Below are 25,465 nucleotides of genomic sequence, written 5' to 3' on the forward strand. Positions count from 1 at the left end.
TTCAGGTTACTTTGTTCTTTCGTGCACTTTGTTTCCTTGAACCCAGACTTCACTAATGTTTTCTGGTCGAACAAGATACATAATCTTTTGGAAGATATCGTTGAGATCTTCATTCTTATCAAAAATCGGTAATTTTGCAGATGATATTTTTGTATCGATGATTTGTGCATCCCAAGTATAGTTTTCTTCTAAGCGACCAATAGGTAAGCTTAAACTTTCTCCACCACCAGCAGTTGCTAAATAGAATGCTTCATTAATTGTGATACGTGAATTTGGTACACCGCGCTTTTCAGCTGCAAGCGATGTATCGACACCATCTTCTAACATTCTAGATGACATGACAGCTTGTCTAGCGTTATCGAATAGACTTGGTGAAAAACCACCAGAAACATCAGAACCTAAACCGATATCAACACCTTTTGAATGTAAGTGAGCGATTGGAATGACGCCGTTAGCGAAATAAGCATTGGAGATTGGACAATGACCTACGGCAGTTCCTGTCTCAGCAAATAACTCTACATCTTCATCATTTAAGAAATTACTATGTGCCATTACGGATTTATCGCCTAATAGACCGAAATCATGTAAGGCAAAAGCATCATTCTTCTTGAAGCGATCTTGTACGTAACCATGTTCCCAATCACTTTCACTGCAGTGAGACTGGACATGTGTATCATACTTAGCAGCTAATTCCCCTAAACCTTTTAAAGCATCATCCGTACAGCTTGGTATAAAGCGTGGCGTCACAACTGGGTAAACACCTTGTTTTGTTGATTTTGCTAACTCTTTAACAGCTAAGATAAATTCTTCTGTGTCTGCTAAAGCTGTTTGAGTATTTGCGTCACGATAAAAATCGGGATTTTGTTCAGGATCATCCATGACAACTTTACCAACTAGACCGCGTTGCCCTTTTTTAGCACAAATTTCAGCTAGTAATAAGCTCGCTTCTTTATGAACAGTTGCAAAATATAGTGATGTAGTTGTGCCATTAGCAAGTAGGGTGCTGACTAAATCTTCATAAACCTCTTTTGCAAAATCTAAATCTGAAAACTTAGATTCGATTGGGAAGGTATATTTGTTCAACCAGTCATATAGAGGAATGTCTAATGCAGTTCCAGATTGAGCCCATTGCGGAGCATGAACGTGTAGATCGATAAATCCAGGTAAGAAATACTGACCATCATTTAATTGATGAAAGTTTGCTTTATCTTGATATGTATCTAGTAAATTTTGATAGTCGATATGTTCTGGTGCAACGACTTTTTCAATCATGCCGTCGGTGTTAATGAAAAATAGATAATCTTTTAATATTTGTATTTCTTTTGGAGACGTACTAGAAAAAGCCGTCCCTTTGAAAATTTGCGTATATTTAGTCATAAAAATCACCTTAATGTTCGTATTTTATGTATTATATCGATTATTATAGGGTATTTAGAACGTTAAGTCTATAAAAAAACGAATATATTGATAAGTGTATCTGTGAAATTCAGATGATAAATTGCTCTGTTTTAGTTAATAAATACTTTTTTGTAAATGGATTTAAAATTCGCCACTCAAATTATGGCGTTCTAGATTTTTATTGCGACCATTTATTTCTAATAAGAATGAATATTTAATAGGAGTGACAGCGGATAAAACAATTAAGTTGAAATCAGATAAATCAGTTTTAAGTATGGATTTGGTGATGAAATTAAATTGAATTGAATGAAGAAGGTTATGTTCGATTATTTAAGGCAATTTTGATGAAATTGAAAATAAATATTTGTGAGCTAATATAACTTATTTTGCTAAGTTATTAAAAGATTATAGACAAAAGAATGTATCTCTTAAATCCTTAAAATTGCATATCTCATGTTCATTTCGTTATGATAAACTTGTAGAACGTAATTTAGCATAGGAGTGAAGAATATGTATCGTAAAGTAGAAGATTTTCTAGAAGATTGGTCTGCATCTTCAGCAAATACGTTGAGTGTATTAAAAGTGTTGACGAATGACACGCTAGGTCAAAGTATTGTAGAAGGACATAGTACACTTGGATGGTTAGCTTGGCATTTAGTTGGTGCGGGAGCAGCATTTGGCCATTTTGCAGGACTTCAGATACCAGGACCTGGCCGGGATCAAGAAGCACCTACAGAAGTAACTGAAATAGTTGATGCTTACGAGCAAGTAATAGAGGCTTATAAAGTAGAAGCAGCAAAATTAACAGATGAAGCATTACTTGAAGAAGTTAATGGTTTCGGAGGACCGATTGCACGCGGTAAACTATTACGTGCAGTAATTGACCATCAAATACATCATCTTGGTCAAATGACAGTACTATTGCGCCAAGCCGGATTAACAGTGCCAGGTGTAATGGGACCAACAAAAGAAATGCAAGCATAAAATCAATTTTTTTGATGCAAAAGCTCACCTGTTTTTGGGGGGCTTTTTTTGTGATTTTTATGAATATGATATCTTTTGAGAATGAGGCTGTAAAAAACCATCTTTCAGTAGATAGTAATGTTGCCTTACTAATAGTTTAACTATCTCTAAAAATCATCGAAGTCCCTAAATCACCTTTTAGTACAGCAGAACCCCAACTTAAACCTGTAAGTGAAATTATGGGTGAACGATTTTTAAATTCCCTCGCTCTTATGCTAGCAGCTTGGCTGTTTTCAGGTGCTATTGGCAGGATTTCCAAAAGGGGCCAGAGCATATCGCGCTGAACGTTTAGGTTTGTATAATGAAATTGGGAGTATTCTTTAAATAAGAACGGTTTCTTCATAAAAGCGTATAAAAAAATCTTTGAATAAAATAGATAGTTGTTACAAACTGTGAGATCAATACTCGCAGTTTTTTTACATATGAGCACCAAGTTGAAGGACAGTAGTATTGTTAAAGAGGATTATGGTGATTTAATAACGAAATATAAAATGAAACATAATTTAACTCATATAGTGCTTCTAACCTTACAAAAGAGAAGAGGTAATTATGAATCATAACAGAGGGAAATTGTTTGATGAGGTAGATATTTAAATTAGAATGAGAAGAGGTTTTGCTATTGAAACAAGCATTATTAGTAATTGATGCGCAACAAGAATTAATTGATGGTAACGAAAAAGAGCAATGTGTTTTGAATAAAGAGAACCTATTGGATAGTATTAATTCAGTTATAGATAAGGCGATAGATTCGAATGCATTGGTTGTCTTTATAAGAGATCAAGATGTGGCTGAAGGTGAAGGTAAAGGATTTCAAATCCATAAGGAAATTAAAGTCCCTGTTACTTCAAAGGTATTTGATAAGAAGGCAACAAATTCGTTTTATGGAACGCCATTACTGGCATTTATAAAAGATCATGAAATAGAGCACATTGTTATTATGGGATGTAAAACAGAACATTGTATTGATACTGCTGTTAGAACAGCAACAATAAATGATTTCGATGTTACTTTAGTAGAAGATGGTCATTCAACAACAGATTCTTCAACCTTATCTGCTGAAAAGATAATAAACCACCATAATGAAATACTTCATGGTCATTACAATGTAGATAATTTTTCTGTTGTTAGAAAAAGTAATGAGGATCTGTTTCAACCAACCCATAACAATTATAGATAAAAACTTAAGTTCGTTTTCTCCACATTTGGAATAAAGAGAAAATGATGAAGGTGTCATAATGTATGGAGTAATTAATATTGAGGTGTTTTTGATTACAGGCATTTTATTGAATTTAATTCCTGGCGCAGACACTATGTATATAGCGGGGAGAAGTATTGCTCAAGGGAGAAATGCAGGCGTGTATTCTGTATTAGGTATTTGTAGTGTAGTATTAATCCATACGTTGTTAGTTGCTTTTGGGTTATCAATCATACTTACAAAATCACTTATTCTATTTAATATTATTTAAATAGTTGGTGTGATTTATGTAGTCTATCTCGGCATTAAAATATTACTTGATAAAACAAATTTAAGCTTGGATTCTTCAAAGTCTAATAAACAAAACGAAAGGAAAATACATATACAAGGGCTTTTGACGAGTCTTAAAAACCCTAAAGTTGCTTTATTTTTCATCGCGTTTCTTCCGCGATTTATTGATACAAAGGCTGCTGGTCCTGTACCATTTATGATTTTAGGGCTCACATTTACAATCACTGGTTTAGTAGGGTGTTTATTTATTGCTTATTTTTCCGCATTTATTTCCCGGAAAATTGGAGATAGCGAAAGAATGGGAATGTATTTGAACAAGATTACAGGCATAAAATTTATCGGGATGGGTTTGAAATTGCTTCAGACAAAGGCCCCTCAATAAAGATATTGTAGATTATAGTTAATGTTTTAAAAATCAAGCATCCATTTCAAAATGGATGCTTTTTTAGTGTTTAGAGTAAATTGGGTTTAAGACGGGGGAATTTGTATGTTTTCGTATTTTTTTTAAAAAATATGAGAATATCAATAAGTTGAGTTCGTTGTATATAGTGAAAAAGCTTTTTCAATTCAAAAGGAGATCATGCCATGAGAGTTTCAGAGGAAAATTTCGTTAAACGATTAAAGAGGCAAGATGAAGCGGCACTTGAATATGTTATCGATACTTATATGCCTTTTATAAAAGCAATTGTTTATAAAATTCTACACCCCCTTGGAAAAGTGGATTTAGTCGAAGAGTGTGTGAGCGATGTTTTTTTATCAATATGGCAAAATACGAAGCAATTTAAGGGTGATGCAATCGAATTCAAAAAATGGATTGGCATGATTGCAAAGTATAAAGCCATTGACCAATACCGAGTATTAGAGAGGCGACAAGCGAGAGAGCAGGTGCTTGATGGGACAGATAATCTTACTTCAGGAAATTTAATCCAAGATCAGGTTTTGCAGCGTGAAGAGAGAAATGAATTGCTGTTTGAGCTAAGTAAATTGGAACCAGTAGACAGAGATATATTCACAATGAAGTATTTCCTAGAGATGGCGAACGGCGAAATTGCAGACGCTCTTTTTATATCAAAAGCAGCAGTAGATAACCGCTTATACCGTGGGAAGAGAAAGTTAGCGTATTCCTTAACAAAGAGGTTGGAGGAGCGATGGACATGACAGAACAATATAAAAAGTGGGCAAATTTAAATGTGGAAGATATTGAACCAATGGATGTAACGGATATTGAAAAGACTCGTATGAAGCAGCGTATTATTAATAAAAAAATGCCGAAAATTAAACGTCCAGTTTGGCGTATTGCAGTAGTAGCGTTAATGATATTAGTTGGAAGTGCAACTACAGTTAGTTTTGCGATACCGAGTGTAGCATCACAATTCCCATTTATAAAAGGTATCGTCAATTATTTTACTTCTGACAATGATAAGCTTTATGAACAATATTCAGACTACGCAACGGATATTGAACAATTAGACATAAGTAATGGCATTACAATGATGATTGAAAATGCTGTATATGATGGTAATACAATTACAATTACTTACGCATTAGAAACAGAACATGATTTAGGAGTAAATCCAAGAGTTGGACAGTTCATAGACGTTGAAGGTAGTGTTGCAATTGGTGGAGGAGATTCGCTTCAACAAATTAGTCCAACGAAATATGTAGGTTTAGCACGTGTAACCCCAACTTTCAAAAAAGATCTAGAAAAAGTTCAAGTACAGTGGTCTCCTAAAAGTTTTACAAATAATACAACGAATGAAACGGTTAATGGAGATTGGAAGTTTAATTTTGAACTAGAGAAAGTCAAAGATGAAATTCAGTTAGTAAATCAATCTATAACAGATGCAGGCATGACATTAATTATTAATGAGATTCGTAAAACGGATGTTTCAACGGTTATTAAGATGAAACAAATCACTGAATCGAGAGTATTAAAAAAATGGCATTTGGCAAGTCCTACACTTGTTATTCGTGATGATGTCGGCAATGTATATCACGTTGTAGATAATGGAGGTTCAAGTATGGATAATGGTGTAACTACTGAATGGAGTCAATCAATAGGAGTCATTGATAAAAGGGCTACAAAACTTTACATTGAACCGACAATGATTTTGAGTTTAGGGGAAGCAAAAGGTAGCGAGAAATATAAAATGAAAACAATTGAGATTCCCCTTGATTAAATAATTTTATAATCGTTCCAAAGTAAGAATCCACTTCGATTAATTTTGAAGTGGATTTATTTTTATTTATTGCCTAATAATTTCTATCCCTAAAACATAAATTATAATATTGCAAAAACTAATCTTATTAGTTATTATGATAATTAAGTTAGTTTTTTCGGAAGGAGTTTGATAAATGATGAGAATTACGAAAATTGGTACAGTATTTCAGTTGTCTTTTATGCCAAGGATTTTTCCGGTAAATTGCTATTTAGTGGAGGAGGAAAATGAACTTACATTGATTGATGCTGCACTACCTTTCAGTACAAAGGGAATAATAGATGCTGCCAAGAGTATAGGAAAACCGATTACTAGAATTGTCCTTACCCATGCACACAATGATCATATAGGTGCACTAGATGCGCTAAAAGAATTGTTGCCTAATGCTCAAGTAAGCATTTCTTCTAGGGATGCCCTATTATTGGACGGAAACTCCACCTTGTTACCAAATGAAAAAAAAACACCAATTCGTGGTGGGGTTCCAAAGAACATTAAAACCAAACCGGATTTATTATTAGAGAATGGAGATCGTATAGGTTCATTAGAAGTGATCGCCACTCCAGGACATACACCAGGTTCCATAACTCTTTTTGATTCACGTAATCGTAGTCTAATTGCAGGTGATGCCCTCATTACTAGAGGCAAAGTAGTAGTATCAGGTTTAATGAATCCTTTATTTCCTTTCCCAGCTTTAGCTACATGGGATAAACATATAGCTCTTGAAAGTGCAAAGAAATTAATTGGTTATAAACCTAGTCTACTTGCTGTTGGGCATGGTAATATGCTGGAACAACCAAGAACTAAAATGGAGCAAGCAATAGCTGAAGCAGAAATGAAATTTTGATAAACCAAATAGGAAGTGATATTGAAATGACTCGACGTATGAAATTAGATTTATCAATTATTTTAGAGAAAACAACAGAACTAGTTGACGAGAATGGGGTAGACCAACTTTCACTAGGCTTGTTAGCAGAGAAATTGGGGGTACGACCACCTTCTTTGTATAATCATTTTGAAGGATTAAATGGATTGAAGCAGAAGTTGGCTATTCATGGAATTGAAAAACTACATGAATATATGCTGCAAGCAGCAGTCGGAAAAGCAGGTGATGATGCAGTGCGTGCAGTAAGTGAGTCATATATTCATTTTGTCAGAACTCACCCTGGGCTGTATGAAGCTAGTAATCGTTTCGTGGATGCTAACGATAAAGAATTACAGCGTGTCCAGGAGTCAGTCGTACAGCTAGTTGTTCAAGTGTTACAAGCCTACAATTTGAACGATGAAACGGCGATTCATATGGTTAGAGGGTTGCGAAGTATTTTACATGGATTTTCATCAATTGAACAAATGGGTGGCTTTGGAATGCCACTTGATATTGATAAAAGCTTTTCAGTTCTCATCAATACTTTTATAGAAGGAATTCATTCCGTTATAAGTAACGGGGATAAAGATCCTCAAAATAACATGTAGCATGGATAGGGTTTGCTACATTTAGCTAAGATTAAAGGGGCAAAGAATATATTAGAAATTGGTACACTTGGCGGATACAGCACTATATGGCTTGCACGATCATTACCTGAAGAGGGAAAAGTATATACATTAGAGGCAGAGGGCGAACATGAAAAAATAGCGGAACGGAATATTCCGCAAGCAGGGTGTCAGGATAAAGTAGCAGTAATTGTAGGTAAGGCACTTGCTACATTGCGAAAAAGGAATAGCCCCATTTGACTTAATTTTCATTGATGCAGATAAACCCAATAATCCTCATTACTTAAAATGGGCATTAGAACTGGCTATGCCAGGGGCAATTATTATTGCAGACAATGTAGTACGTGATGGAGAGCTAATTAACGAGACAAGCGAAGATGAACGAGTACAAGGCATACGCCAAATTATAAGCTTATTAGAAAGCGAACCTAGCATCGAGTCTACGGCTCTTCAAACAGTAGGATCTAAAGGGTATGAAGGATATGTGGTTAGTGTTGTAAAATGAGCGTTAATTTTTAGAATGATTAAGAAAGGGATCGCTTGTGCAAATTGAAAGTGTTAACATATACGAAATTCATTTTTAAATATTTAAATTCAAACTCGTAACAATCTATATATCCTAAGGATCCTAAATGCTATCAGAAGTTGATAGCATTTAGGATTATTTTTTTGCTTAAGACTTTATGTTGAAAAACGGACATCATTCAATCATAATTTACCTAACGATAGGTAAAAAACAAACGAAGAGTTTTAGTTTCTTAATTGTTATGAGAAAGATGTTGATATCACCATTTAGGAGATGGGTTATGTGAGTAAAACTATAAGGCGTATTACAGGCCTCGATTTCGCTCGTTCTTTGGCAATGTTCGGTATGTTCATTGTGAATTTTACTGTTATTACTGGAGCAGGGACGAATGGACCTGATTGGTTAGTTCATTTGACTGCACTTTTTGAAGGGCGAGCGTCGGCACTTTTTGTATTGCTGGCGGGTATCGGAATCGCGCTAATGACTCGTAAGGCAAGAGAAGGAAACAATGATCAATTGATCGGGGACATGCGAATCGTCATTTGGAAACGAGCATTATTTCTATTTATAGTAGGTTTGGGATTGTATTTAGTAGGGTGGACAGGTGATATTCTCCATTATTACGGTGTCTATTTATTTTTCATCGCATTCTTAATTAGTTTCCAACAAAAAATACTCCTATACATTGTGCTCGCAGTTGTTACGATTGCACAAATGTTACAGTTAACATTTGATGTGTTTGTAGGGTGGAATCCTTATGCATTGTACATGGATTATATGGATTTTTGGACGATTAATGGATTTTTGCGTAATCTATTCTTTAATGGGTACCATCCAATTTTCCCATGGTTTGCATTTATATTAGTTGGGTTAGTCATTGGCAGCTTTGATCTGCGAAGTAATCGTATACGTCGCAAATTATTAATGGTAGGCGTGATAATTCTTGTGTTCTCAGAATCTCTGTCGAAGATATTGATTTCACAAACTGCCTCCATTTTAACAACTGAAGTAGCGGAGTTTTTATTTAATACAGGTCCTATATTGCCAAGCATTCTTTATATTATCTCTGCAAGTGGCTCAGCCTTTATCATTTTAATCATCTCCTTATATATCACTGAGCGATTTTCAAAAAATAAACTTGTTACATCAATCATTGCTTCTGGGCAAATGACGTTAACACACTACATCGCACATATTCTAATTGGTGTAAGTTTTTTAGAATGGATTGGTCGAGCTGAGCATCAATCACTATTCTTTATTTATAGTTTTTGTATTGTATTTTATTCATTATGTATTTTATTTAGTGGACTTTGGAAGCGAAAATACTCAAGGGGTCCGGTAGAGTGGTTAATGAGATATTTAACTAAATAAAAATAGAACATAATTAAAGGCGACATTTCTTCATGTTGAACGAAATGTCGCCTTTAGAGTTGTAATTATCATCAATCTTACATTTTAAATTTGTTAACCAAATCCTGCAATTCAACTGCAAGATTAGACAACGATTTTGTAGAAGATGTGACTTCTTGCATCGCTGCTAATTGTTCTTCGGTTGTTGCAGCAACTCTTTGAGAATGCTCAGACGCTTCTTTTGTAGCATGTGAATTATTGACGACGGTAGCAGCAACTTCTTGTGCACTAGCGGACATTTCCTCTACAGTAGCAGCCATATCTGTTACTTTTTCTTTCATGTTTTCTAGCTCACCGACGATTTCCTTAAAGCTTGTATCGGTTTTGCTGACAATATTTAGTCCATCTTGTACTTCAACTTTAACATGGTTCATGGACTCTGTTGAGCGAGACATGTTAAGTTGGATATCTTTTATTAAATTTGAAATTTGCTTAGAAGATCTTTGAGATTGTTCCGCAAGTTTCCGAACTTCCTCTGCAACTACAGCAAATCCTTTACCATGTTCGCCAGCGCGTGCGGCTTCGATAGCAGCGTTTAAAGCAAGTAAATTTGTTTGATCGGCGATATCAGTAATTACATTAGAAATTTTGCCAATCTCATTTGAGCTTGAATCAAGTAATCGTAGTACATCTCCGCTTTCATTAACTTTTTGATTGATTGAGTTAATTTGTTTTACTGTTTGTTCAACGTAAAGATTACCTTGTTGCGCTTGGGTCATAATCATTGCACCGACCTCAGAAACATCTGCAGCATTTTCGGCTATATTTTGAATGGCTAAAGTTACTTCTTCCAGAGATTGTGAACTCTCTAGTAGACTGTTAGTGCTTTCTTCTGAGCCATTTGCAATAAGCTGAATTGAATTTGTTATTTCTTCTGTTGCTTTGCTTGTTTCATCTGCGATAGCCGTTAATTGTTCTGATGAGGATGCCACGTGTTCTGTTGATTGATTGATTTGGCTAAGAAGGTCTTTCATAGTGGATTTCATAGTATTGAAATCATGCGTCAGTAGACCAATTTCATCATTTGTAGTAACTTTCACATTGTCCCCAGAGAAATCGCCGGAAGCTGTTCGATTTAGCTCGTGACTGATTTGAATAACTGGCATCGTTAATCTTCTAGAGAAAAAGTAGGCGATGATAATTCCTAGAACTATTGATACTCCCCCAATAATGCCAGTTGTGATCGCAACTTTTGAGGCACCGTTATTAAACTCTTTTTCAAACGATTTGGCGGCAACTGTCCAGCCCCAATTAGGCTCTTTCTCGGCATAGACTATATTCCCTTCAATTTTATTGGTTTTTGCATTCATCCATTTGTAAGTAAAATAACCGCCTTTTTCTCCAGTATCTAAAAGTTCTTTCCCGATGAATACACCATCTTCTGTTTCAGTATTCATGAGTTCGGCACCTTCGTTTCGAGGATCCATCACGTTTACAGCATTTTCGTCGACGGCATAAACAAAACCGTTATCTCTAATTGTATATTCATCTTTAATTGGTCGTAAATTGTCGGCATCTTTTTTTCCGAATAATTCAACCCTTAATTTTTCTTGAGCCTCTTCTAGTGTTAGATTTCCTGCTTCAACTTCCTGATTTAATACGGAAATCATAGCAATAACCATATGTGTACTTTGCTGTAGTTCCTCTTTGCCAGAAGCAGTTAGTTCCTTTTTTGAAGTAGAGTATGTACTGATTCCAATGATTGTTGTAGGAATAATCAATAGAAGCATGCAAAGTATTATTAATTTTCTTTTAAGTGATATTTTGATTTTTTTCATGATTCATCTCCGTGAATATTTTTAATACCTATATTGAGTTAATTCTTCCTATAGTATGCGCAATATAGGTATCATCTGTATCGACATTTTTTCTTAATTGTTAATTAATTTTGCGGGTTTATAAATATGAAAAGAATGGAAAGGGATAATTGATTTCAGCAATTGTCTAAACAGAGCAATGTTTCAATAAAATTTTCGTAAGTCTGCAAAAGCAAGGAATAATCAATTAAAAATAGCGCAAACTAACCTTACTGACATATAAAAAGGAGGATTTTAATTGAGTAAAATTTTACAACTATCTATGGTGGTACTGCTTATGGGATCTTTAGCTGCATGTGGAACGAGCAAGACTTCAAATGAAACGGCCACAAATGAAACAGTCAAAGAGAAAACGACGAACAATGCAAATGGAACGGTTAAGGAAGAGGGAACAACAACAGAAAAAACACCGACTAAAAATGAACATAAATTAGAATTGGCGGATGACGTTGCAGATAAAATTGCTGAAATGAAGGAAGTAGAAAAAGCAAATGTTATTGTAACGGATAAAAATGCTTATGTAGCGGTTACGCTAAAAAAGGGCGTAAATGGAGACAAAACGGTTGAGGATAAGATTGCAGACCAAGCAAGAGCTGCAAATGCTGATTTCAAAAATGTATATGTGTCATTGAATCCTGATTTTGTTAAAGAAATGAATCAATATGGGGAAAAAATCAGAGCGAATGAGCCGGTTGAAGGATTTTTTGAAGAATTTTCGAATACAGTAAAAAGAGTATTCCCTGATGCTCATTAAGTATAACTGTAAGGGAGTAATTTAACAGACAACAAGTACTTAGAGCTTGTTTTGATGCTTTTATTCAAAACAGGCTTTTTCTTTTTGCAAAAAGATTGAAGTAAAAATTAACAAACTTTAATTACAGTGGTTGTTATTAAAGTTTAGTACATGGCAATAATCTATAAACCAATCTGTTGACAATGTAAAAAATCTCTGTTAAATTTATCTTAAATTCAAGATAAATGAATTCGAGATAAATGTATTTTTGAAAGGAAAAAAATATGATGCAAATAAATAATAATCTTAAAGCACTGACAGTATTGCTTCGAGCATCACAGTCTGTTCAAGATGTTGTTAGAAAAGACATGCAACAGTATGGTTTAAATCAAACCGAATTTGCAGTCTTGGAATTGCTTTATCATAAGGGTGAACAGCCTATACAACATATTGGTAAGAAAATTTTAATTGCAAGTAGTAGTATTACTTATGTTGTAGATAAATTAGAGAAAAAAGAGTTAGTACGTCGAAGAGCTTGCCCTGATGATCGGCGAGTAACTTATGCAACAATTACTGAATTAGGAAAAGTCTTTATGGATAATACGTTCCCTAAGCATGAGGAGAAAGTCAATGCTATCTTTGAAGAACTATCTAACCAGGAATTAGAAATTTTTATTGATCTTCTTAAGAAAGTTGGCCTTCACGCAAAGGATATATAAAATTTTTTAATCATATATCTCGGAATCGAGATATATTTAGAAGATAAACTAAATATAATAATGGAGGAATATAATATGAACCATTTAAAAGGAATTCACCACGTAACAGCTATCACAAGTAGTGCAGAAAAAAACTACGAATTTTTCACAAATGTTTTAGGAATGCGTTTAGTGAAAAAAACAGTTAACCAAGACGATATTCAAACGTACCATTTATTTTTTGCGGATGATAAAGGGAGTGCAGGAACGGATATGACATTCTTTGATTTCCCTGGCATTCCTAAAGGGGTACACGGTACAAATGAAATCTCAAAAACATCATTCCGTGTTCCAAATGATACAGCATTAGATTTTTGGGTAAAACGCTTTAATCGATTAGAAGTAGCACATACTGGTATTATTGAACAGTTTGGCAAAAAGACTCTTTCTTTTGTGGATTTTGACGATCAGCGCTACCAACTAATTTCGGATGAGAACAATGAGGGAGTAGCTAGTGGTACACCATGGCAAGATGGGCCAGTTCCTTTAGAATATGCAATTACAGGATTAGGACCGGTCTTTATCCGAATTGCTAATTTTGATTACTTTAAAGAAATGATGGAAAAAGCATTGGCGTTTAAAGAAATTGCTCAAGAAGGATCATTCCATTTGTTTGAAGTTGGTGAGGGAGGTAACGGTGCACAAGTTGTCGTAGAGTTCAATGCTATTCTTCCTCAAGCGCAGCAAGGCTATGGATCAGTTCATCACACTGCATTCCGAGTAGAAGACCGTTCTGTTCTAGAAGAATGGATTCATCGTATGGAAGGTTTCGGATTTAATACGTCAGGCTACGTTAATCGTCATTTCTTTGAGTCCTTATATGTAAGAGTTGCACAAGGGATTTTATTTGAATTTGCAACAGATGGCCCTGGCTTTATGGGAGATGAGCCGTATGAAACACTTGGAGAAAAGTTATCGTTACCTCCATTTTTAGAACCAAAACGTGAGCAAATCGAAAAACTAGTTCGTCCAATTGATACAGTAAGAAGCACAAAAGAATTTATTAAAGAGTAAGAGAGCGGCAAGTATTTATTTTATGAGGTGAAAGAATTGGGTTTTATTGATAAGTTATTTGGAAAAGCTACTAAACATACAGAAGAAAATTTAGGAGGAAATGATATGTTGAAAATAGGTATTGTTTTAGGAAGTACACGTGAAGGTCGAGTAAGTCCACAGGTTGGAGATTGGGTGAAAGGTCTTGCTGATCAACGTGGAGATGCAGAATATGAAATCATTGATATCGCAGACTTTAAATTACCGTTTTTAGGAGACCCAAATGGTGATACTCAAGGGATTAGTGGTTGGTCTGAGAAAATTAATGGCTGTGATGGATTCGTATTCATTGTTCAAGAATACAATCATAGTATTACAGGCGCATTAAAAAATGCATTGGATTTACTACGTGTTGAATGGAACAATAAAGCGGCAGGTATCGTAAGTTATGGTTCAGTAGGCGGGGCGCGTGCGGCAGAACATTTACGTGGAATTCTTGGAGAATTATTAGTTGCAGATGTTCGTGTACATCCTGCATTATCTTTATTTACTGACTTTGAAAACGGCACTGTTTTCAAACCAGCCGATGTTCAAGCAGCATCTGTTAACGATATGCTAGACCAAGTCGTTGCTTGGAGTGGCGCTTTAAAATCTTTACGTAAATAGAAGAAAAAGATTTCCACAGAAAAGAAATTGTGAATGATGATGTTCTTTTCCGTATAGAGCGTTTAGTAGATGATACAGTACAGCTTGTGGATGCATATGCAGAAATTCGTAAAGCAAAAGATGCAGAATACGATTTTTAATAAAATTAATTGTATTTTAAACTAAAGTACTTAAAATAAAATAATAAATTTTCTAAAATTCCCTATATAACATTAAGTGTTTTATAGGGATTTCTTATTTTGAAAGAGAATAGTTATTTGTAATGTAAAAAGATCCGCCTCCATAAAGTTTATTGATATCCGATGGAACTGAGCGGGCACATGTAGCCATTAACTACTTTGATGAAGATAGTGATGCAAAGGAGACAAAGAAACTTGTAGAAGCAAGAAGGGCGCTGTCTCTTACTTGCAGTCAAATGATTGTTAGTTTTTAGAAATAAAATATATAATGAAAGGAGAATAAGGAGGTTTTTTATTTTGCAAAATTTCACTTTTTGGAATCCTACGAAACTTATTTTTGGACAAGGACAGTTAGAGCAGTTGAAAACTGAGGTGCCAAAATTCGGTAAAAAGGTATTAGTTGTTTATGGCGGCGGAAGTATTAAGCGTAATGGCCTATATGACAATGTAATGAATATGTTAAATGAAATTGGCACAGAGGTTTTTGAGCTATCTGGGGTAGAACCAAACCCTCGACTTTCAACAGCTAGAAAGGGAATTGAGATTTGTAAAGCTGAGAACATTGACTTTATTTTAGCAGTTGGTGGCGGAAGTGTAATTGATTGTACGAAGCTTGTTGCTGCAGGTGCAAAATATGACGGTGATGCATGGGATTTAGTAGTTAATAAAGCATTTGCAACAGAAGCACTTCCATTCGGAACAGTTTTAACTCTTGCTGCAACAGGATCTGAAATGAACGCTGGTTCTGTTATAACGAATTGGGAAACAAACGAAAAATATGGTTGGGGAAGTGCTGTGACATTCCCGCAATTTTCAATTTTAGATCCTGTTAATACGTATACTGTTCCGAAAGATCAAACGATCTACGGAATGGTAGATATGATGTCACATGTGTTAGAACATTATTTCCATCTTGAAGAAAACACCCTTTTCCAAGATCGTATGTGTGAATCATTACTGTTAACTGTTATCGAGACTGCACCAAAGCTGTTAAATGACCTTGAAAATTATGAGTATCGTTCTACGATTTTATATAACGGTACTATGGCGTTAAACGGTATTTTAAATATGGGCTATCGTGGAGACTGGGCTTCTCATAATCTTGAGCATGCTGTTTCTGCAGTTTATGATATTCCTCATGGCGGTGGACTTGCGATTCTATTCCCTCATTGGATGGAACACAATTTAAAAGTCAAACCAGCTCGCTTTAAACAATTAGCTGTAAGAGTATTTGGTGTTGATCCTGAAGGGAAAACTGATGAAGAAGCAGGATTAGAAGGTATTCAAAAACTTCGCGAATTCTGGAACAGCATTGGTGCCCCGTCACGACTAGTTGATTATGATATTGATGATAGCAAGCTAGAGGTTATGGCAGACAAAGCGATGATTTATGGTGAATTCGGTAATTTTACAAAACTGAATAAAGAAGATGTAATGGATATTTATCGCGCATCATTGTAATGATAGAAAATTAGATTATATTTATTGAGCCATTGAGGGGATTATCTCTCAATGGCTCTTTTTAATTTCTCCCCATAATAGATGAATATGTAAAACATTTTTAACCTTACTTACGAAGAATACTATCTTAAGATATAATAATGGATACCAAAATAATAGATAGATGATTCTAAAAAATCAGGTAAATCATTTTGGAACATTGTCAAAAGTAAAAGGAGATATAGGGATGCAGAGAGAATCACGTGCAAAAACCGCATTATTAATTACATTTGTGGTCATCGCTTGGGGAATGTGTTGGCCGATATATAAAATGGCTCTTAATTATACGCCGCCTTTGTTATATGCAGGAATGCGTACATTATTTGGTGGTATTCTATTAGCTGGAATATTATTACCACAATGGCGCAAAATCGAATGGAAAAAGAATTGGAAAGTTTATGTGATTGTTGGCTTGTTGAATACCGTTATATTTAATGGAGTTCAAACAGTTGGTCTACAATATTTACCATCAGGTCTATATTCCGTTATTGTTTATTTACAACCAGTGTTAGTGCCAATTTTAGCTTGGATGTGGCTAAACGAATCATTATCTGCCATTAAAGTAGTGGGGCTTGTTATAGGTTTCTTAGGAGTAGCTGCAGTGTCGTTGGATGGTTTTACAGGTAATGTATCATTATTCGGTATAATGTTAGCACTTATTACCGGTATAGGCTGGGCAGTTGGCGTTGTTTATGTGAAAAAAACAAGTTCACAAGTACATGGGTTATGGCTTGTTGCAATCCAAAGTATAGTTGGTGGAACAATTTTAAGTATGGGTGGTATAGCAACAGAACATATTTCAGATATAACATGGAATATTAGTTATATTAGTTGTTTATTATTTGGAGCGGTTATCGCAGTCCCAGGTGCTACGGCTGCATATTTCTATTTAATGAGTTCTGGTGAATCAAGCAAAGTAGCCTCTTTTACATTCTTAGTACCATTAATTGCAGTTGTCATTGGTACGCTGTTCTTAAATGAACCATTTACATATTCTTTATTGTTAGGATTAGTATTGATATTAATCAGTATTTATTTAATTAATCGTCCAGAAGCAGGTTTTTCCTTTGTTCGGCGTGTAGAGCATAAGCATCTATAAAGCAAGTTGTTAATTAATATAGCAAAAATAGCCTCAAAATGCGGATGCTCAATAATCCCTTTTTGGGGTTTTTATATGTAGTTAAATACAATAGGGACATATGTCCTTTTCAAGATAAGCGTATGTGCTTTTTAATAGAGAGAACAGTTTGGATGGGGGAGAGGAATGTGCGGGGAATTATTTTTGCGTTTTTAGGTGGAGCCTTTATTACGCTACAAGGGGTAGCTAATGCACGGATTAGTCAAGATATTGGTACTTGGCAAACTGCGACAATAACACAATTAATAGGATTTGTAACAGCTTCACTAATATTCCTTTTTGTCAGAGATGGCAACTTGCAAATGTTCAAAAAAGTAAAACCATACTATTTGGTTGGTGGGGCATTTGCCGCCATAATTATTTTCAGTAATATTTCGGCGATTCATCAGATTGGTGTTACGCTAACTATATCAGCAGTTCTCATTGCCCAGCTCGGTTTAACTTTTGTTATTGATATTAAAGGTTGGTTTGGTGTGGCAAAACAACAGATGAAGTTACCACAGTTTATTGGTATTGGAATGATGGTAGCTGGAGTTATTATTTTAGGTTTATAAGAAAATTTTAGAATGATTAAGACGAAAGTATAGGAGGTGTAGATGGTTCATGAAGAAAATAGAGAATCGTGAGCAACTCAATCATTATTTAAAAGCTTATCAATTAGAATCTATTTTCAATGAATCTTTAATTGAGCATTTATCGCTTTATAGCTTCGACCAAGGTGAAGATATTTGTTCGCAGGGAGATTCGTCGCATTATCTTTATATACTTGTGAAGGGGAAAATCAAAGTGTTTACTACCTCCTTGGAAGGTAGAAAATTAATCCTCTCTTTTAAGAATCCACTTTATCTCATTGGAGATATTGAATACGTTCAAGATATAGATATCATAAATACAGTTGAAGCCGTTTCGCCTGTTATTATGATCGGTATTCAATATCAATGGCTAAAAAAGTATGGGAGCGATTATACGCCATTATTGCAATTCTTACTCGAAACCATTTCAAGGAAATTTCATATAAAATCAAACTTTTTTAGCTTTAATTTGCTATATCCAGTAGAAGTACGATTAGCTAGTTATTTGTTGTCCATTTCTTTTGATGAATCCGACGCACAATATGATGGAGGACTAAGTACAAATAGTTTAAGGGATGTAGCGGATTTAATTGGAACGAGTTACAGACATCTCAATCGAGTTATTCAGCAATTATGCACCGAAGGATTAATTGAACGTACAAAAGACTCAATCAATGTAACAAATCGTGAGGCATTGAGCACGCTTGCCAATCACAATATTTATGAATGAAATAAACGTAGTGAGGAGTAACAATGATGATTGTAGGGTTAATATTAGCGCTTGTAGCAGGTTCATTAGTCGGTTTGCAAAATATTTTTAATAGCAAAGTAAATGAACATACAGGTTCTTGGGCTTCAACAACATTGGTGTTAGGACTGGGGTTTTTAGCATCACTGATGGTGGGGTTAATTGTTGAGGGTGGAAACTTATTTAATTTACAAAATATGCAACCATGGTATTGGTTCAGCGGGTTAATCGGTGTTGGTGTCGTTACCTGCATTTTGAATGGTATTAAATTGCTTGGTCCGACATATGCCATTTCAATTGTACTGACATCACAACTTTGTTTCGCATTATTATGGGATTCACTAGGGTGGTTTGGTTTAGAGCAAGTTCCTTTTACATTCCGGCAGTTACTAGGTGTACTAGTCATAGCTGGTGGTATAATTGTCTATAAATTTGGTGGTAGAACAGCAGAAGTGGGGGAGCAAATTTGAAAAAATATCAGACATTATTATTTGATGTAGATGATACGTTATTAGACTTCGGAGCAGCGGAGAAAGAGGCATTATACTTACTTTTTAAAGATCAAAAATTACCTTTAACGAAAGAGATAGAAGAGCGTTATAAGGAAATTAATCAAGGTCTTTGGAGTGCTTTTGAAAAGGGTGAAATTGGTCATGATGAGGTAGTAAATACGCGCTTTTCTCTTCTATTTAAAGAATATGGTAAAGAAGTGGATGGAGCCTTATTAGAAAGAAATTATCGAATTCATTTAGAAGAAGGACATCAGCTTATAGAGGGTGCTTTGGAATTAATCATAAGCCTACAAGACAAATATAATTTATATATAGTGACAAATGGTGTTTCCAAAACACAGGACAAACGTCTACGAGCTTCAGGGTTACATACGCTATTTAAAGCTATTTTCGTTTCAGAAGATACAGGTTTTCAAAAGCCGATGAAGGAATACTTTGATTACGCCTTCGCAAGAATTCCTAACTTCATGGCAGAAGATACTTTAATTATCGGAGATTCCCTCAGTTCGGATATTAAAGGTGGGCAGCTAGCAAACATTGATACATGTTGGTTTAATCCACATATGAAGTCAAATAACACTGAAATTATGCCAATGTATCAGATTCAAAAGCTTGATGAGTTATATCAAATACTAAATACTAAATAGCAATAAAATTATTGTTATTAATGCGTTCGAAAATGCAGCCTTAAAGCTGGGGAATCGGGCGTTTTTTATTTGCATAAAAATGGGGTGTAAAAGAATTATAGAGGAGAGAATAAATGATAATTCATTTTGGTGAAAACGGGAATTGAAGGAAGGCTTGTAAATCTGAAAGGACTATGACAGTATATAAGCATGCAAGAAACAACTTATATAATTTTAGTATGTCCAGCTCGTAATAGCTATTTATACGGAGCACTATAAATCTATTTAGGGGAAAATGGACCAAAACGAACGGAGGAAAAAACACGATGTTAGATTTACCAAATTGTCCGAAATGTAATTCAGAATACACTTACGAGGATGGGAGTCTTTTTGTCTGCCCAGAATGTGCGCATGAATGGACTTTAGAATCTGAAGAAAGTGAAGATACAAAAGTCATCAAGGATGCTAATGGAAATGTATTAAACGATGGTGATTCGGTTACTGTTATTAAAGACCTTAAAGTAAAAGGTAGCTCTTCTGTATTGAAAATCGGGACAAAAGTAAAGAGCATTCGTTTAGTTGAAGGCGATCATAATATTGATTGTAAAATTGATGGTTTTGGAGCAATGAAATTAAAATCGGAATTCGTTAAAAAGATTTAATATCTGGTTGCTTATAGGAGAATTCATTTTGAGTAGTAATTTATCAAAATGAGTTCTTTTTCATTTCATTAAGTAAACTAATTATAAAAGACAACAAATTCAGGCATAGTTATGGTAAGGGCCCACTACTTTTTAGCACCAGCATAACTCGTCCTTTATTCGTTGCCTTTTTCTGAGATTATCCATCTTTAATTCAATTGTAGGAAGACTTATCAGCAATATGGACACGTTCCCTCTTATTTTTGAATTTTGGGCTTACCAAAGTGATCTTGCGGATTCTTTACTAGAACCAAATCATGAGCATTTCGTAAAGAGGGACGCTTATGATTATGAAACTATAGAATCAGCTCATATTAAATTAATCTACATGATATTCGATAAACTCAAAAAAATCTGGTGTTCTTATTTCTTGCAAATAACTTAATTTCTCTAGAATTTTCATACTAATCTCTTGTTCCAAATCTTCTCGCTCTTGCATGCGAGTGTTAATCAAACTTTTCTTAATAGCAGGTCTAAAGAGTTCTAGTAAGCGCTCTAGGTCTTTGTTTTCTACTTCATGCAAGATTTGATTTTCCATCATGTTCCCCCGTTTCTTTCTAACAAACGTGAATTGAATAAGTAATTCCCCATTTTATTTTTCCTGTTTGCATGCATTTCTTAATTTCTTTAAAGCAGCTTGATGGTTATACGAAATAGTTTGTTCTGATTCGTTTAATATTTTTGCGATTTGTTTGTTATTAATATTATGAATGTAGATTAATTCCAAAATGCGTAATTGCTTATTTGATAGCAACTTCATTTTAGAATTTAGATGAGCATTGGCAATATAGTCACTAATGTTTTTTTGTTTTCGTTGGAAATTGATAAAAGTCGTATCCTCATCGGTCGACATTAGAAGATCCATTAATAGATGTTTTTCCTGAGCGATGGATTCTTCAGTTACACCGGGAATAGGAAGGTTTTTTTTATAATAATTACGTAATTTTTTATCAAATTCAATCGCAGAAAAGTGGATAGTTTTTGAGATATAAGAAATTAAAATAATGTTTTTATAGTATCTGCGAAAGGATGCATTTAGTTGTTCGATACTTTCTTTGTCCATGTCATTGATTGCCTTATTAAAAATACGTTGATTATCACCACTTTTTAAGAATTCTTTCATAATAGGCTGTTTCATCATAGCATCATATTTCTTGAAAAATTCTTCTTCTCTAACTGTCATCATCTACACTCCTCCTTTCATGTGAAAGAGAAATATAAAGCAAATTAATCGAGAAATAGTATTATGAAATTTAGAATTTTTTGGGAGTAAAAGTGGTGTTTGAATTATTATTTATGCTACTAGTTTATGGGTTAATTTAGTGATTATGTTAATTTTAACGATAACACACATGTTTGAAATGAAAATGTATCTTTTTTATCATTTTTATTGGAAAACGCATATCATTATTAAAAATGAATAAAGATTTTTGGTGATGGGACTTCCAGCTTTTTATAAGAAAGATATTGGGTGGTGAATTTTAACTACTACATTACATTGAAAGGGTCATAATTTGTCTATATTGCTCTTCTACATTATGAATTGTCTAGTAATCGTCGATGTTGTTTTCATATATTATGACCCTTCCCATAATCATGGTCTGATAAGTTAAGACAAGAGATTCTATTGTTTAATTCACCCTTTTTTTTTCTGAACAATTACTTCACGGAGATAGTCTAATCCAACTGTTAATCGTTCTAGTTTTTTTTCAAAACGTATCAAAAGGTATATTGTCATTACAATTGGAAATCCAAAATTTGAGATTAAATAAACCCAATCCGCATCGGTTCCCATAATAACCCCTCCTAGTTTAATTGGATAAAGCCATTGCCTACTTGACTGATAGGGAAATCCATTTTTCTTGAATGACTACTAAAATATCTTTCAACTTGTGATGGGAGTAGCATTTGATCATATTTTTGTATGAGATTTAAAACTAGTGCAACTGCTCCAGAAGCGTGTGGAGCTGCCATTGAAGTACCGGTTAGTTTTACGTATTGCCCATTTAAATGAGTAGATAAAATATCTTCACCAGGTGCCATGAATTTTAGGTTTAGATTAGTATGAGAAAAGACAGAAGGAACTAAATCATTATTTACAGATCCTATTGAAAGCGTTTCTTCATAAAACGCCGGATATGAAATTTCGTATGTTTCAGAATCGCCATCACCGCCATTCCCAGCTGCAGCAACAATAATAATACCTGCATCATATACATTTTTTATCGTTTTATATAATTCATTTGTATGTGTAGGACCGCCTAACGACATATTAATCACGCTTACTTTCTCACCATTAGGACCTGTCCATTTCATTGCATAATCCAAAGCTTCAACTAATTGATCATAAGAACCGGCCCCTCTTTTATCTAATACTTTTAGAATAAGTAAGTTACATTTAGGTGCTACACCTATAACACCCACGCCATTATTTCTAGCTCCTATAATTCCAGCAACGTGTGTACCATGGCCATTATGATCTTCAAAAATGCTGGGCTCACCATTATCATCATCTGTGAAATTATATCCACCGATAATGGCATCTGTTAAATCAGGGTGATGTGTGGCAATACCCGTATCCAAAATGGCTATAACGACTCCACTACCTTCGGAAGCCTCTGTCCAAATTTCTCTTGCTTTGATGAGATCTACTCCAGGAGGAACAACCTCTAAATCATTATAAAATGATAAAATTTTGTATTTACCTAATTCGATTTTCGGCATATTATCCATCCTTTTCATATTAGTTTTTTGTATAAAAGAATTTCACTCGACGCTTGGCAAATCATAATGAATAAAGTAATGTCTCGGCCAATATTTCCTAGACAATGTTTAATTTATCCCTTTGAATTCCTCCTTTATAATCCGTTATATTCTATAAAGAGATATTTAGAATAAATTATCAAAATAGTTAATCAATTTAGTTCTATTATCACTATAGCAAAAGAGAAATTGAATGCTTACATAGAATGTCCAGGAAATTTAGGGGGGATAGAAGAAAGTAAGGTGCGGCGATCTTCGCTTTATTTGTGATAAATGTAGAAAATCCATTTCAATTAAATACCTTCCAAATAAATTCTTTTATTGAATAATATACAAATTTTCAGGTATTTTATATAATTGAATGTAATTATATGACATTAGTTAGGATGGATGGTGATGATCAATGGAACCTAAATGGCTTGAATGGGCGAAACAGCTTCAATCTATCGCACAGGCGGGGTTAACTTATTCAAAAGATGTCTACGACTTGGAAAGGTTTGAGTTAATAAAGGAAATTAGCGTGGAAATGCTGTCGTATCAAACAGGAATAGATAAGGTAAGAATAAAGGATCTATTTGCGAATGAAACTGGTTACGCCACTCCGAAAGTAGATATTAGGGCAGTCATTTTTCAAGATAATAAATTATTAATGGTTAGAGAAAATACTGATGGTGATTGGGCGCTACCAGGAGGATGGGCTGATATTGGGCTGACGCCAAGTGAAGTAGCAGTAAAAGAAGTAAAAGAAGAATCAGGGTTTGAAGTAAAGGCAGTTAAGTTATTAGGCGTACTAGATAAGAAGTGCCATCCACATCCCCCATCTCTTTATCACGTTTATAAAATGTTTATAAAATGTGAAATAATTGGTGGAGAACCAATGAAGGGCATTGAAACCAATGCGGTGGCGTTTTTCTCTGAAAATGAATTGCCAACCATATCAAAAGCTCGGAATACACAATCTCAAATTAATTGGGTATTTACAAATCTAAATAATCCACAGGCACCCGTTTATTTAGATTAATTTATTTCTGTAATAGTAATTTTATAATTAATCGAGTGGATTAAAAATAACTAGTAAATAAGAATGTTTTATAGCAATTGGAAGAGGTGATTCGATGCAGCAATTATTTGTTGGTAAAATGAATATCGATCTTGCAAAGGAAATTTTAAGTTGGAGATATGAAGCCCCATATGATTTTTATAACAATGATTTAGATACAGATTCATTAAATGAAATGCTAGAAAATCCATATTATTCAGTAGCAGATGCTAATGGAGAATTGGTCGGCTTTTATTGTATTGGACAGTCAGCGCAAGTACCAATTGGTTCTCTATTTGGTGCCTATGTAGAGGAACGAGTTGATATTGGTATAGGAATGAAGCCTGGATTAACTGGTAAAGGGAATGGTTATACCTTCTTTGCATTCATACTTAACCATATTCAAAATGAAAATTTTTTACCAATACGTTTAACTGTTGCTAAATTTAATCATAGGGCTATTCATTTGTATGAAAAACTTGGCTTTGTTAAGATGATGGAATTTAGTAATGACTCAACAGAATTTATCGTAATGAATAAATAGGAGAATTTATAATAGTTTAGAAACTTTATATTGGTTCTTTACAAAACTGCCGATTTTATAAAAGGAGTAATATTAATGGATAAAGAAAAATTACAGGAACTTTGTGAACTTTTACCGGGTATAACGCATGATTATCAAGAGGATTGGCAAGCGGAACGTTATCATATAGGTGGTAAGATGTTTGCAATGTTAGGTGGAGATGCTGAAAGAAAGCCCATCATAACTTTAAAATGTGAGCCTAATCGAGCTGTAGAGTTGCGTGAGACTTATAAGAGCATTGTTCCAGGGTATTATATGAACAAAACACACTGGAATTCATTATATTTGGAATCGGATTTGTCTGTTGATATTTTCGAAAATTTAATTGTACATTCATATAATTTAGTTTTTGAAAAATTAACTAAAAAGGTACAAAAAGAAATTGTTGCAAAATGACCTATAAAATAAATCACATGTAGTATATGTGGAAGTGATAGGAAAAGGAAATAGGTCAGTGTTTTCTTTTGAAAAATTGTTGTACTTTTTTTATGGAAAATAGATCTAAAGGGTACTTTGACTTCCATACTTTCAAACCGTAAAATAAATTATTACGGGAACCGAAAAATATTGGAAGTTAGAGGGTAGAG

28 protein-coding genes and 3 pseudogenes are annotated in these 25,465 nt (G+C 34.3%); 24 read left to right on the forward strand and 7 right to left on the reverse strand.

Annotated elements, in window-relative coordinates; genetic code table 11:
- Positions 1 to 6: 6 nt before the first annotated feature.
- Complete coding sequence (gene guaD / locus ACQKM9_RS11610) at positions 7 to 1,377, reverse strand: guanine deaminase (protein WP_427734507.1); 1,371 nt, start codon at positions 1,375 to 1,377, stop codon at positions 7 to 9.
- A gap of 531 nt (positions 1,378 to 1,908) precedes the next feature.
- Here guaD and ACQKM9_RS11615 point away from each other — a divergent pair.
- Positions 1,909 to 2,382, forward strand: a complete 474-nt coding sequence (locus ACQKM9_RS11615; protein ID WP_427734508.1) for a DinB family protein — start codon at positions 1,909 to 1,911, stop codon at positions 2,380 to 2,382.
- Between the two features lie 136 nt (positions 2,383 to 2,518).
- Here the strand turns inward: ACQKM9_RS11615 and ACQKM9_RS11620 are convergent, their stop codons facing one another.
- Positions 2,519 to 2,764 (reverse strand): hypothetical protein, encoded by a 246-nt coding sequence (locus ACQKM9_RS11620; protein ID WP_427734509.1) that lies wholly within the window; start codon positions 2,762 to 2,764, stop codon positions 2,519 to 2,521.
- A gap of 276 nt (positions 2,765 to 3,040) precedes the next feature.
- Between ACQKM9_RS11620 and ACQKM9_RS11625 the strand changes: the two genes are divergently transcribed.
- The 8 genes and pseudogenes from ACQKM9_RS11625 (at position 3,041) to ACQKM9_RS11660 (ending at position 9,511) form a co-directional block, all read left to right on the forward strand.
- A complete protein-coding gene (locus ACQKM9_RS11625; RefSeq protein ID WP_427734632.1) occupies positions 3,041 to 3,598 on the forward strand; it encodes a cysteine hydrolase family protein in 558 nt (185 codons plus the stop codon).
- A gap of 58 nt (positions 3,599 to 3,656) precedes the next feature.
- Positions 3,657 to 4,289, forward strand: a pseudogene (locus ACQKM9_RS11630) (LysE family translocator).
- 203 nt (positions 4,290 to 4,492) lie between these two features.
- Positions 4,493 to 5,065, forward strand: coding sequence for a sigma-70 family RNA polymerase sigma factor (locus tag ACQKM9_RS11635; RefSeq protein WP_427734510.1), 573 nt, complete (start codon positions 4,493 to 4,495; stop codon positions 5,063 to 5,065).
- A complete protein-coding gene (locus ACQKM9_RS11640) occupies positions 5,062 to 6,087 on the forward strand; it encodes a DUF4179 domain-containing protein (RefSeq protein ID WP_427734511.1) in 1,026 nt (341 codons plus the stop codon). The genes ACQKM9_RS11635 and ACQKM9_RS11640 overlap by 4 nt, the downstream gene beginning before the upstream one ends.
- A 178-nt stretch (positions 6,088 to 6,265) precedes the next feature.
- Complete coding sequence (locus tag ACQKM9_RS11645) at positions 6,266 to 6,970, forward strand: MBL fold metallo-hydrolase (RefSeq protein WP_427734633.1); 705 nt, start codon at positions 6,266 to 6,268, stop codon at positions 6,968 to 6,970.
- The gene (locus ACQKM9_RS11650; RefSeq protein WP_427734512.1) at positions 6,967 to 7,596 is read left to right on the forward strand and encodes a WHG domain-containing protein; all 630 of its coding nucleotides are present in this window, start codon (positions 6,967 to 6,969) and stop codon (positions 7,594 to 7,596) included. Before ACQKM9_RS11645 ends, ACQKM9_RS11650 begins: the two co-directional genes overlap by 4 nt.
- A gap of 21 nt (positions 7,597 to 7,617) precedes the next feature.
- A pseudogene (locus tag ACQKM9_RS11655) lies at positions 7,618 to 8,119 on the forward strand (O-methyltransferase); the annotation flags it as partial.
- A gap of 294 nt (positions 8,120 to 8,413) precedes the next feature.
- Positions 8,414 to 9,511, forward strand: coding sequence for a DUF418 domain-containing protein (locus ACQKM9_RS11660; RefSeq protein WP_427734513.1), 1,098 nt, complete (start codon positions 8,414 to 8,416; stop codon positions 9,509 to 9,511).
- Between the two features lie 77 nt (positions 9,512 to 9,588).
- Here ACQKM9_RS11660 and ACQKM9_RS11665 read toward each other — a convergent pair whose 3' ends face one another.
- Positions 9,589 to 11,328, reverse strand: a complete 1,740-nt coding sequence (locus ACQKM9_RS11665; protein WP_427734514.1) for a methyl-accepting chemotaxis protein — start codon at positions 11,326 to 11,328, stop codon at positions 9,589 to 9,591.
- Between the two features lie 277 nt (positions 11,329 to 11,605).
- Between ACQKM9_RS11665 and ACQKM9_RS11670 the strand changes: the two genes are divergently transcribed.
- The 12 genes and pseudogenes from ACQKM9_RS11670 (at position 11,606) to ACQKM9_RS11725 (ending at position 20,454) form a co-directional block, all read left to right on the forward strand.
- Entirely contained in the window at positions 11,606 to 12,121 is a 516-nt protein-coding gene (locus ACQKM9_RS11670; RefSeq protein WP_427734515.1) for a YhcN/YlaJ family sporulation lipoprotein, read from the forward strand.
- A 263-nt stretch (positions 12,122 to 12,384) separates the two neighbouring features.
- Positions 12,385 to 12,819, forward strand: coding sequence for a MarR family winged helix-turn-helix transcriptional regulator (locus tag ACQKM9_RS11675; protein WP_427734516.1), 435 nt, complete (start codon positions 12,385 to 12,387; stop codon positions 12,817 to 12,819).
- A 75-nt stretch (positions 12,820 to 12,894) separates the two neighbouring features.
- Positions 12,895 to 13,872 carry a ring-cleaving dioxygenase gene (locus ACQKM9_RS11680; RefSeq protein ID WP_427734517.1) on the forward strand — a complete coding sequence of 326 codons (978 nt, stop codon included), beginning with the start codon at positions 12,895 to 12,897 and terminating at the stop codon, positions 13,870 to 13,872.
- A gap of 36 nt (positions 13,873 to 13,908) precedes the next feature.
- Positions 13,909 to 14,517 carry an NADPH-dependent FMN reductase gene (locus ACQKM9_RS11685; RefSeq protein WP_427734518.1) on the forward strand — a complete coding sequence of 203 codons (609 nt, stop codon included), beginning with the start codon at positions 13,909 to 13,911 and terminating at the stop codon, positions 14,515 to 14,517.
- Positions 14,514 to 14,657, forward strand: a pseudogene (locus tag ACQKM9_RS11690) (FMN reductase); the annotation flags it as partial. The gene ACQKM9_RS11685 and the pseudogene ACQKM9_RS11690, both read left to right, overlap by 4 nt.
- Before the next feature lie 336 nt (positions 14,658 to 14,993).
- Positions 14,994 to 16,157 (forward strand): iron-containing alcohol dehydrogenase, encoded by a 1,164-nt coding sequence (locus ACQKM9_RS11695; RefSeq protein ID WP_427734519.1) that lies wholly within the window; start codon positions 14,994 to 14,996, stop codon positions 16,155 to 16,157.
- Positions 16,158 to 16,383: 226 nt separating this feature from the next.
- The gene (locus ACQKM9_RS11700; RefSeq protein WP_427734520.1) at positions 16,384 to 17,295 is read left to right on the forward strand and encodes a DMT family transporter; all 912 of its coding nucleotides are present in this window, start codon (positions 16,384 to 16,386) and stop codon (positions 17,293 to 17,295) included.
- A 167-nt stretch (positions 17,296 to 17,462) separates the two neighbouring features.
- Entirely contained in the window at positions 17,463 to 17,888 is a 426-nt protein-coding gene (locus ACQKM9_RS11705) for a DMT family transporter (protein WP_427734521.1), read from the forward strand.
- A 49-nt stretch (positions 17,889 to 17,937) separates the two neighbouring features.
- Positions 17,938 to 18,636 carry a Crp/Fnr family transcriptional regulator gene (locus ACQKM9_RS11710; RefSeq protein ID WP_427734522.1) on the forward strand — a complete coding sequence of 233 codons (699 nt, stop codon included), beginning with the start codon at positions 17,938 to 17,940 and terminating at the stop codon, positions 18,634 to 18,636.
- A 26-nt stretch (positions 18,637 to 18,662) separates the two neighbouring features.
- Complete coding sequence (locus ACQKM9_RS11715; protein ID WP_427734523.1) at positions 18,663 to 19,124, forward strand: DMT family transporter; 462 nt, start codon at positions 18,663 to 18,665, stop codon at positions 19,122 to 19,124.
- Positions 19,121 to 19,813: a YjjG family noncanonical pyrimidine nucleotidase gene (locus tag ACQKM9_RS11720; protein ID WP_427734524.1), complete on the forward strand. Its 693-nt coding sequence runs from the start codon at positions 19,121 to 19,123 to the stop codon at positions 19,811 to 19,813. The genes ACQKM9_RS11715 and ACQKM9_RS11720 overlap by 4 nt, the downstream gene beginning before the upstream one ends.
- Before the next feature lie 305 nt (positions 19,814 to 20,118).
- Positions 20,119 to 20,454 carry a zinc ribbon domain-containing protein YjdM gene (locus ACQKM9_RS11725; protein WP_076034731.1) on the forward strand — a complete coding sequence of 112 codons (336 nt, stop codon included), beginning with the start codon at positions 20,119 to 20,121 and terminating at the stop codon, positions 20,452 to 20,454.
- Between the two features lie 358 nt (positions 20,455 to 20,812).
- Here the strand turns inward: ACQKM9_RS11725 and ACQKM9_RS11730 are convergent, their stop codons facing one another.
- The 4 genes from ACQKM9_RS11730 to ACQKM9_RS11745 form a co-directional block, all read right to left on the reverse strand.
- Positions 20,813 to 21,031 (reverse strand): helix-turn-helix domain-containing protein, encoded by a 219-nt coding sequence (locus ACQKM9_RS11730; RefSeq protein WP_427734525.1) that lies wholly within the window; start codon positions 21,029 to 21,031, stop codon positions 20,813 to 20,815.
- A 54-nt stretch (positions 21,032 to 21,085) separates the two neighbouring features.
- Positions 21,086 to 21,679, reverse strand: a complete 594-nt coding sequence (locus ACQKM9_RS11735) for a sigma factor-like helix-turn-helix DNA-binding protein (RefSeq protein WP_427734526.1) — start codon at positions 21,677 to 21,679, stop codon at positions 21,086 to 21,088.
- Positions 21,680 to 22,129: 450 nt separating this feature from the next.
- Complete coding sequence (locus tag ACQKM9_RS11740; protein ID WP_038186458.1) at positions 22,130 to 22,288, reverse strand: YvrJ family protein; 159 nt, start codon at positions 22,286 to 22,288, stop codon at positions 22,130 to 22,132.
- An 11-nt stretch (positions 22,289 to 22,299) separates the two neighbouring features.
- A complete protein-coding gene (locus ACQKM9_RS11745) occupies positions 22,300 to 23,217 on the reverse strand; it encodes a S8 family peptidase (protein ID WP_427734527.1) in 918 nt (305 codons plus the stop codon).
- 442 nt (positions 23,218 to 23,659) lie between these two features.
- On the opposite strand from ACQKM9_RS11745, the gene ACQKM9_RS11750 reads away from it, so the two are divergent.
- From ACQKM9_RS11750 to ACQKM9_RS11760, 3 genes are all read left to right on the forward strand, one after another.
- Positions 23,660 to 24,277, forward strand: a complete 618-nt coding sequence (locus tag ACQKM9_RS11750; RefSeq protein ID WP_427734528.1) for an NUDIX hydrolase — start codon at positions 23,660 to 23,662, stop codon at positions 24,275 to 24,277.
- Between the two features lie 94 nt (positions 24,278 to 24,371).
- Entirely contained in the window at positions 24,372 to 24,839 is a 468-nt protein-coding gene (locus ACQKM9_RS11755; RefSeq protein ID WP_427734529.1) for a GNAT family N-acetyltransferase, read from the forward strand.
- Positions 24,840 to 24,914: 75 nt separating this feature from the next.
- Complete coding sequence (locus ACQKM9_RS11760; RefSeq protein ID WP_427734530.1) at positions 24,915 to 25,274, forward strand: MmcQ/YjbR family DNA-binding protein; 360 nt, start codon at positions 24,915 to 24,917, stop codon at positions 25,272 to 25,274.
- The last annotated feature ends 191 nt before the right edge of the window (positions 25,275 to 25,465 follow it).

The organism is Viridibacillus sp. NPDC093762 (genome assembly GCF_050279675.1).
GTDB lineage: Bacteria > Bacillota > Bacilli > Bacillales_A > Planococcaceae > Viridibacillus.

Bases quoted from the DNA above. Each gene is read 5' to 3' on its own strand.
- guaD (WP_427734507.1), bottom strand. From the start codon at position 1,377: ATGACTAAATATACGCAAATTTTCAAAGGGACGGCTTTTTCTAGTACG.
- ACQKM9_RS11615 (WP_427734508.1), top strand. From the start codon at position 1,909: ATGTATCGTAAAGTAGAAGATTTTCTAGAAGATTGGTCTGCATCTTCA.
- ACQKM9_RS11620 (WP_427734509.1), bottom strand. From the start codon at position 2,764: ATGAAGAAACCGTTCTTATTTAAAGAATACTCCCAATTTCATTATACA.
- ACQKM9_RS11635 (WP_427734510.1), top strand. From the start codon at position 4,493: ATGAGAGTTTCAGAGGAAAATTTCGTTAAACGATTAAAGAGGCAAGAT.
- ACQKM9_RS11640 (WP_427734511.1), top strand. From the start codon at position 5,062: ATGACAGAACAATATAAAAAGTGGGCAAATTTAAATGTGGAAGATATT.
- ACQKM9_RS11645 (WP_427734633.1), top strand. From the start codon at position 6,266: ATGAGAATTACGAAAATTGGTACAGTATTTCAGTTGTCTTTTATGCCA.
- ACQKM9_RS11660 (WP_427734513.1), top strand. From the start codon at position 8,414: ATGGGTTATGTGAGTAAAACTATAAGGCGTATTACAGGCCTCGATTTC.
- ACQKM9_RS11665 (WP_427734514.1), bottom strand. From the start codon at position 11,328: ATGAAAAAAATCAAAATATCACTTAAAAGAAAATTAATAATACTTTGC.
- ACQKM9_RS11675 (WP_427734516.1), top strand. From the start codon at position 12,385: ATGATGCAAATAAATAATAATCTTAAAGCACTGACAGTATTGCTTCGA.
- ACQKM9_RS11680 (WP_427734517.1), top strand. From the start codon at position 12,895: ATGAACCATTTAAAAGGAATTCACCACGTAACAGCTATCACAAGTAGT.
- ACQKM9_RS11700 (WP_427734520.1), top strand. From the start codon at position 16,384: ATGCAGAGAGAATCACGTGCAAAAACCGCATTATTAATTACATTTGTG.
- ACQKM9_RS11710 (WP_427734522.1), top strand. From the start codon at position 17,938: ATGAAGAAAATAGAGAATCGTGAGCAACTCAATCATTATTTAAAAGCT.
- ACQKM9_RS11715 (WP_427734523.1), top strand. From the start codon at position 18,663: ATGATTGTAGGGTTAATATTAGCGCTTGTAGCAGGTTCATTAGTCGGT.
- ACQKM9_RS11725 (WP_076034731.1), top strand. From the start codon at position 20,119: ATGTTAGATTTACCAAATTGTCCGAAATGTAATTCAGAATACACTTAC.
- ACQKM9_RS11730 (WP_427734525.1), bottom strand. From the start codon at position 21,031: ATGGAAAATCAAATCTTGCATGAAGTAGAAAACAAAGACCTAGAGCGC.
- ACQKM9_RS11735 (WP_427734526.1), bottom strand. From the start codon at position 21,679: ATGATGACAGTTAGAGAAGAAGAATTTTTCAAGAAATATGATGCTATG.
- ACQKM9_RS11740 (WP_038186458.1), bottom strand. From the start codon at position 22,288: ATGGGAACCGATGCGGATTGGGTTTATTTAATCTCAAATTTTGGATTT.
- ACQKM9_RS11745 (WP_427734527.1), bottom strand. From the start codon at position 23,217: ATGCCGAAAATCGAATTAGGTAAATACAAAATTTTATCATTTTATAAT.
- ACQKM9_RS11750 (WP_427734528.1), top strand. From the start codon at position 23,660: ATGGAACCTAAATGGCTTGAATGGGCGAAACAGCTTCAATCTATCGCA.
- ACQKM9_RS11755 (WP_427734529.1), top strand. From the start codon at position 24,372: ATGCAGCAATTATTTGTTGGTAAAATGAATATCGATCTTGCAAAGGAA.
- ACQKM9_RS11760 (WP_427734530.1), top strand. From the start codon at position 24,915: ATGGATAAAGAAAAATTACAGGAACTTTGTGAACTTTTACCGGGTATA.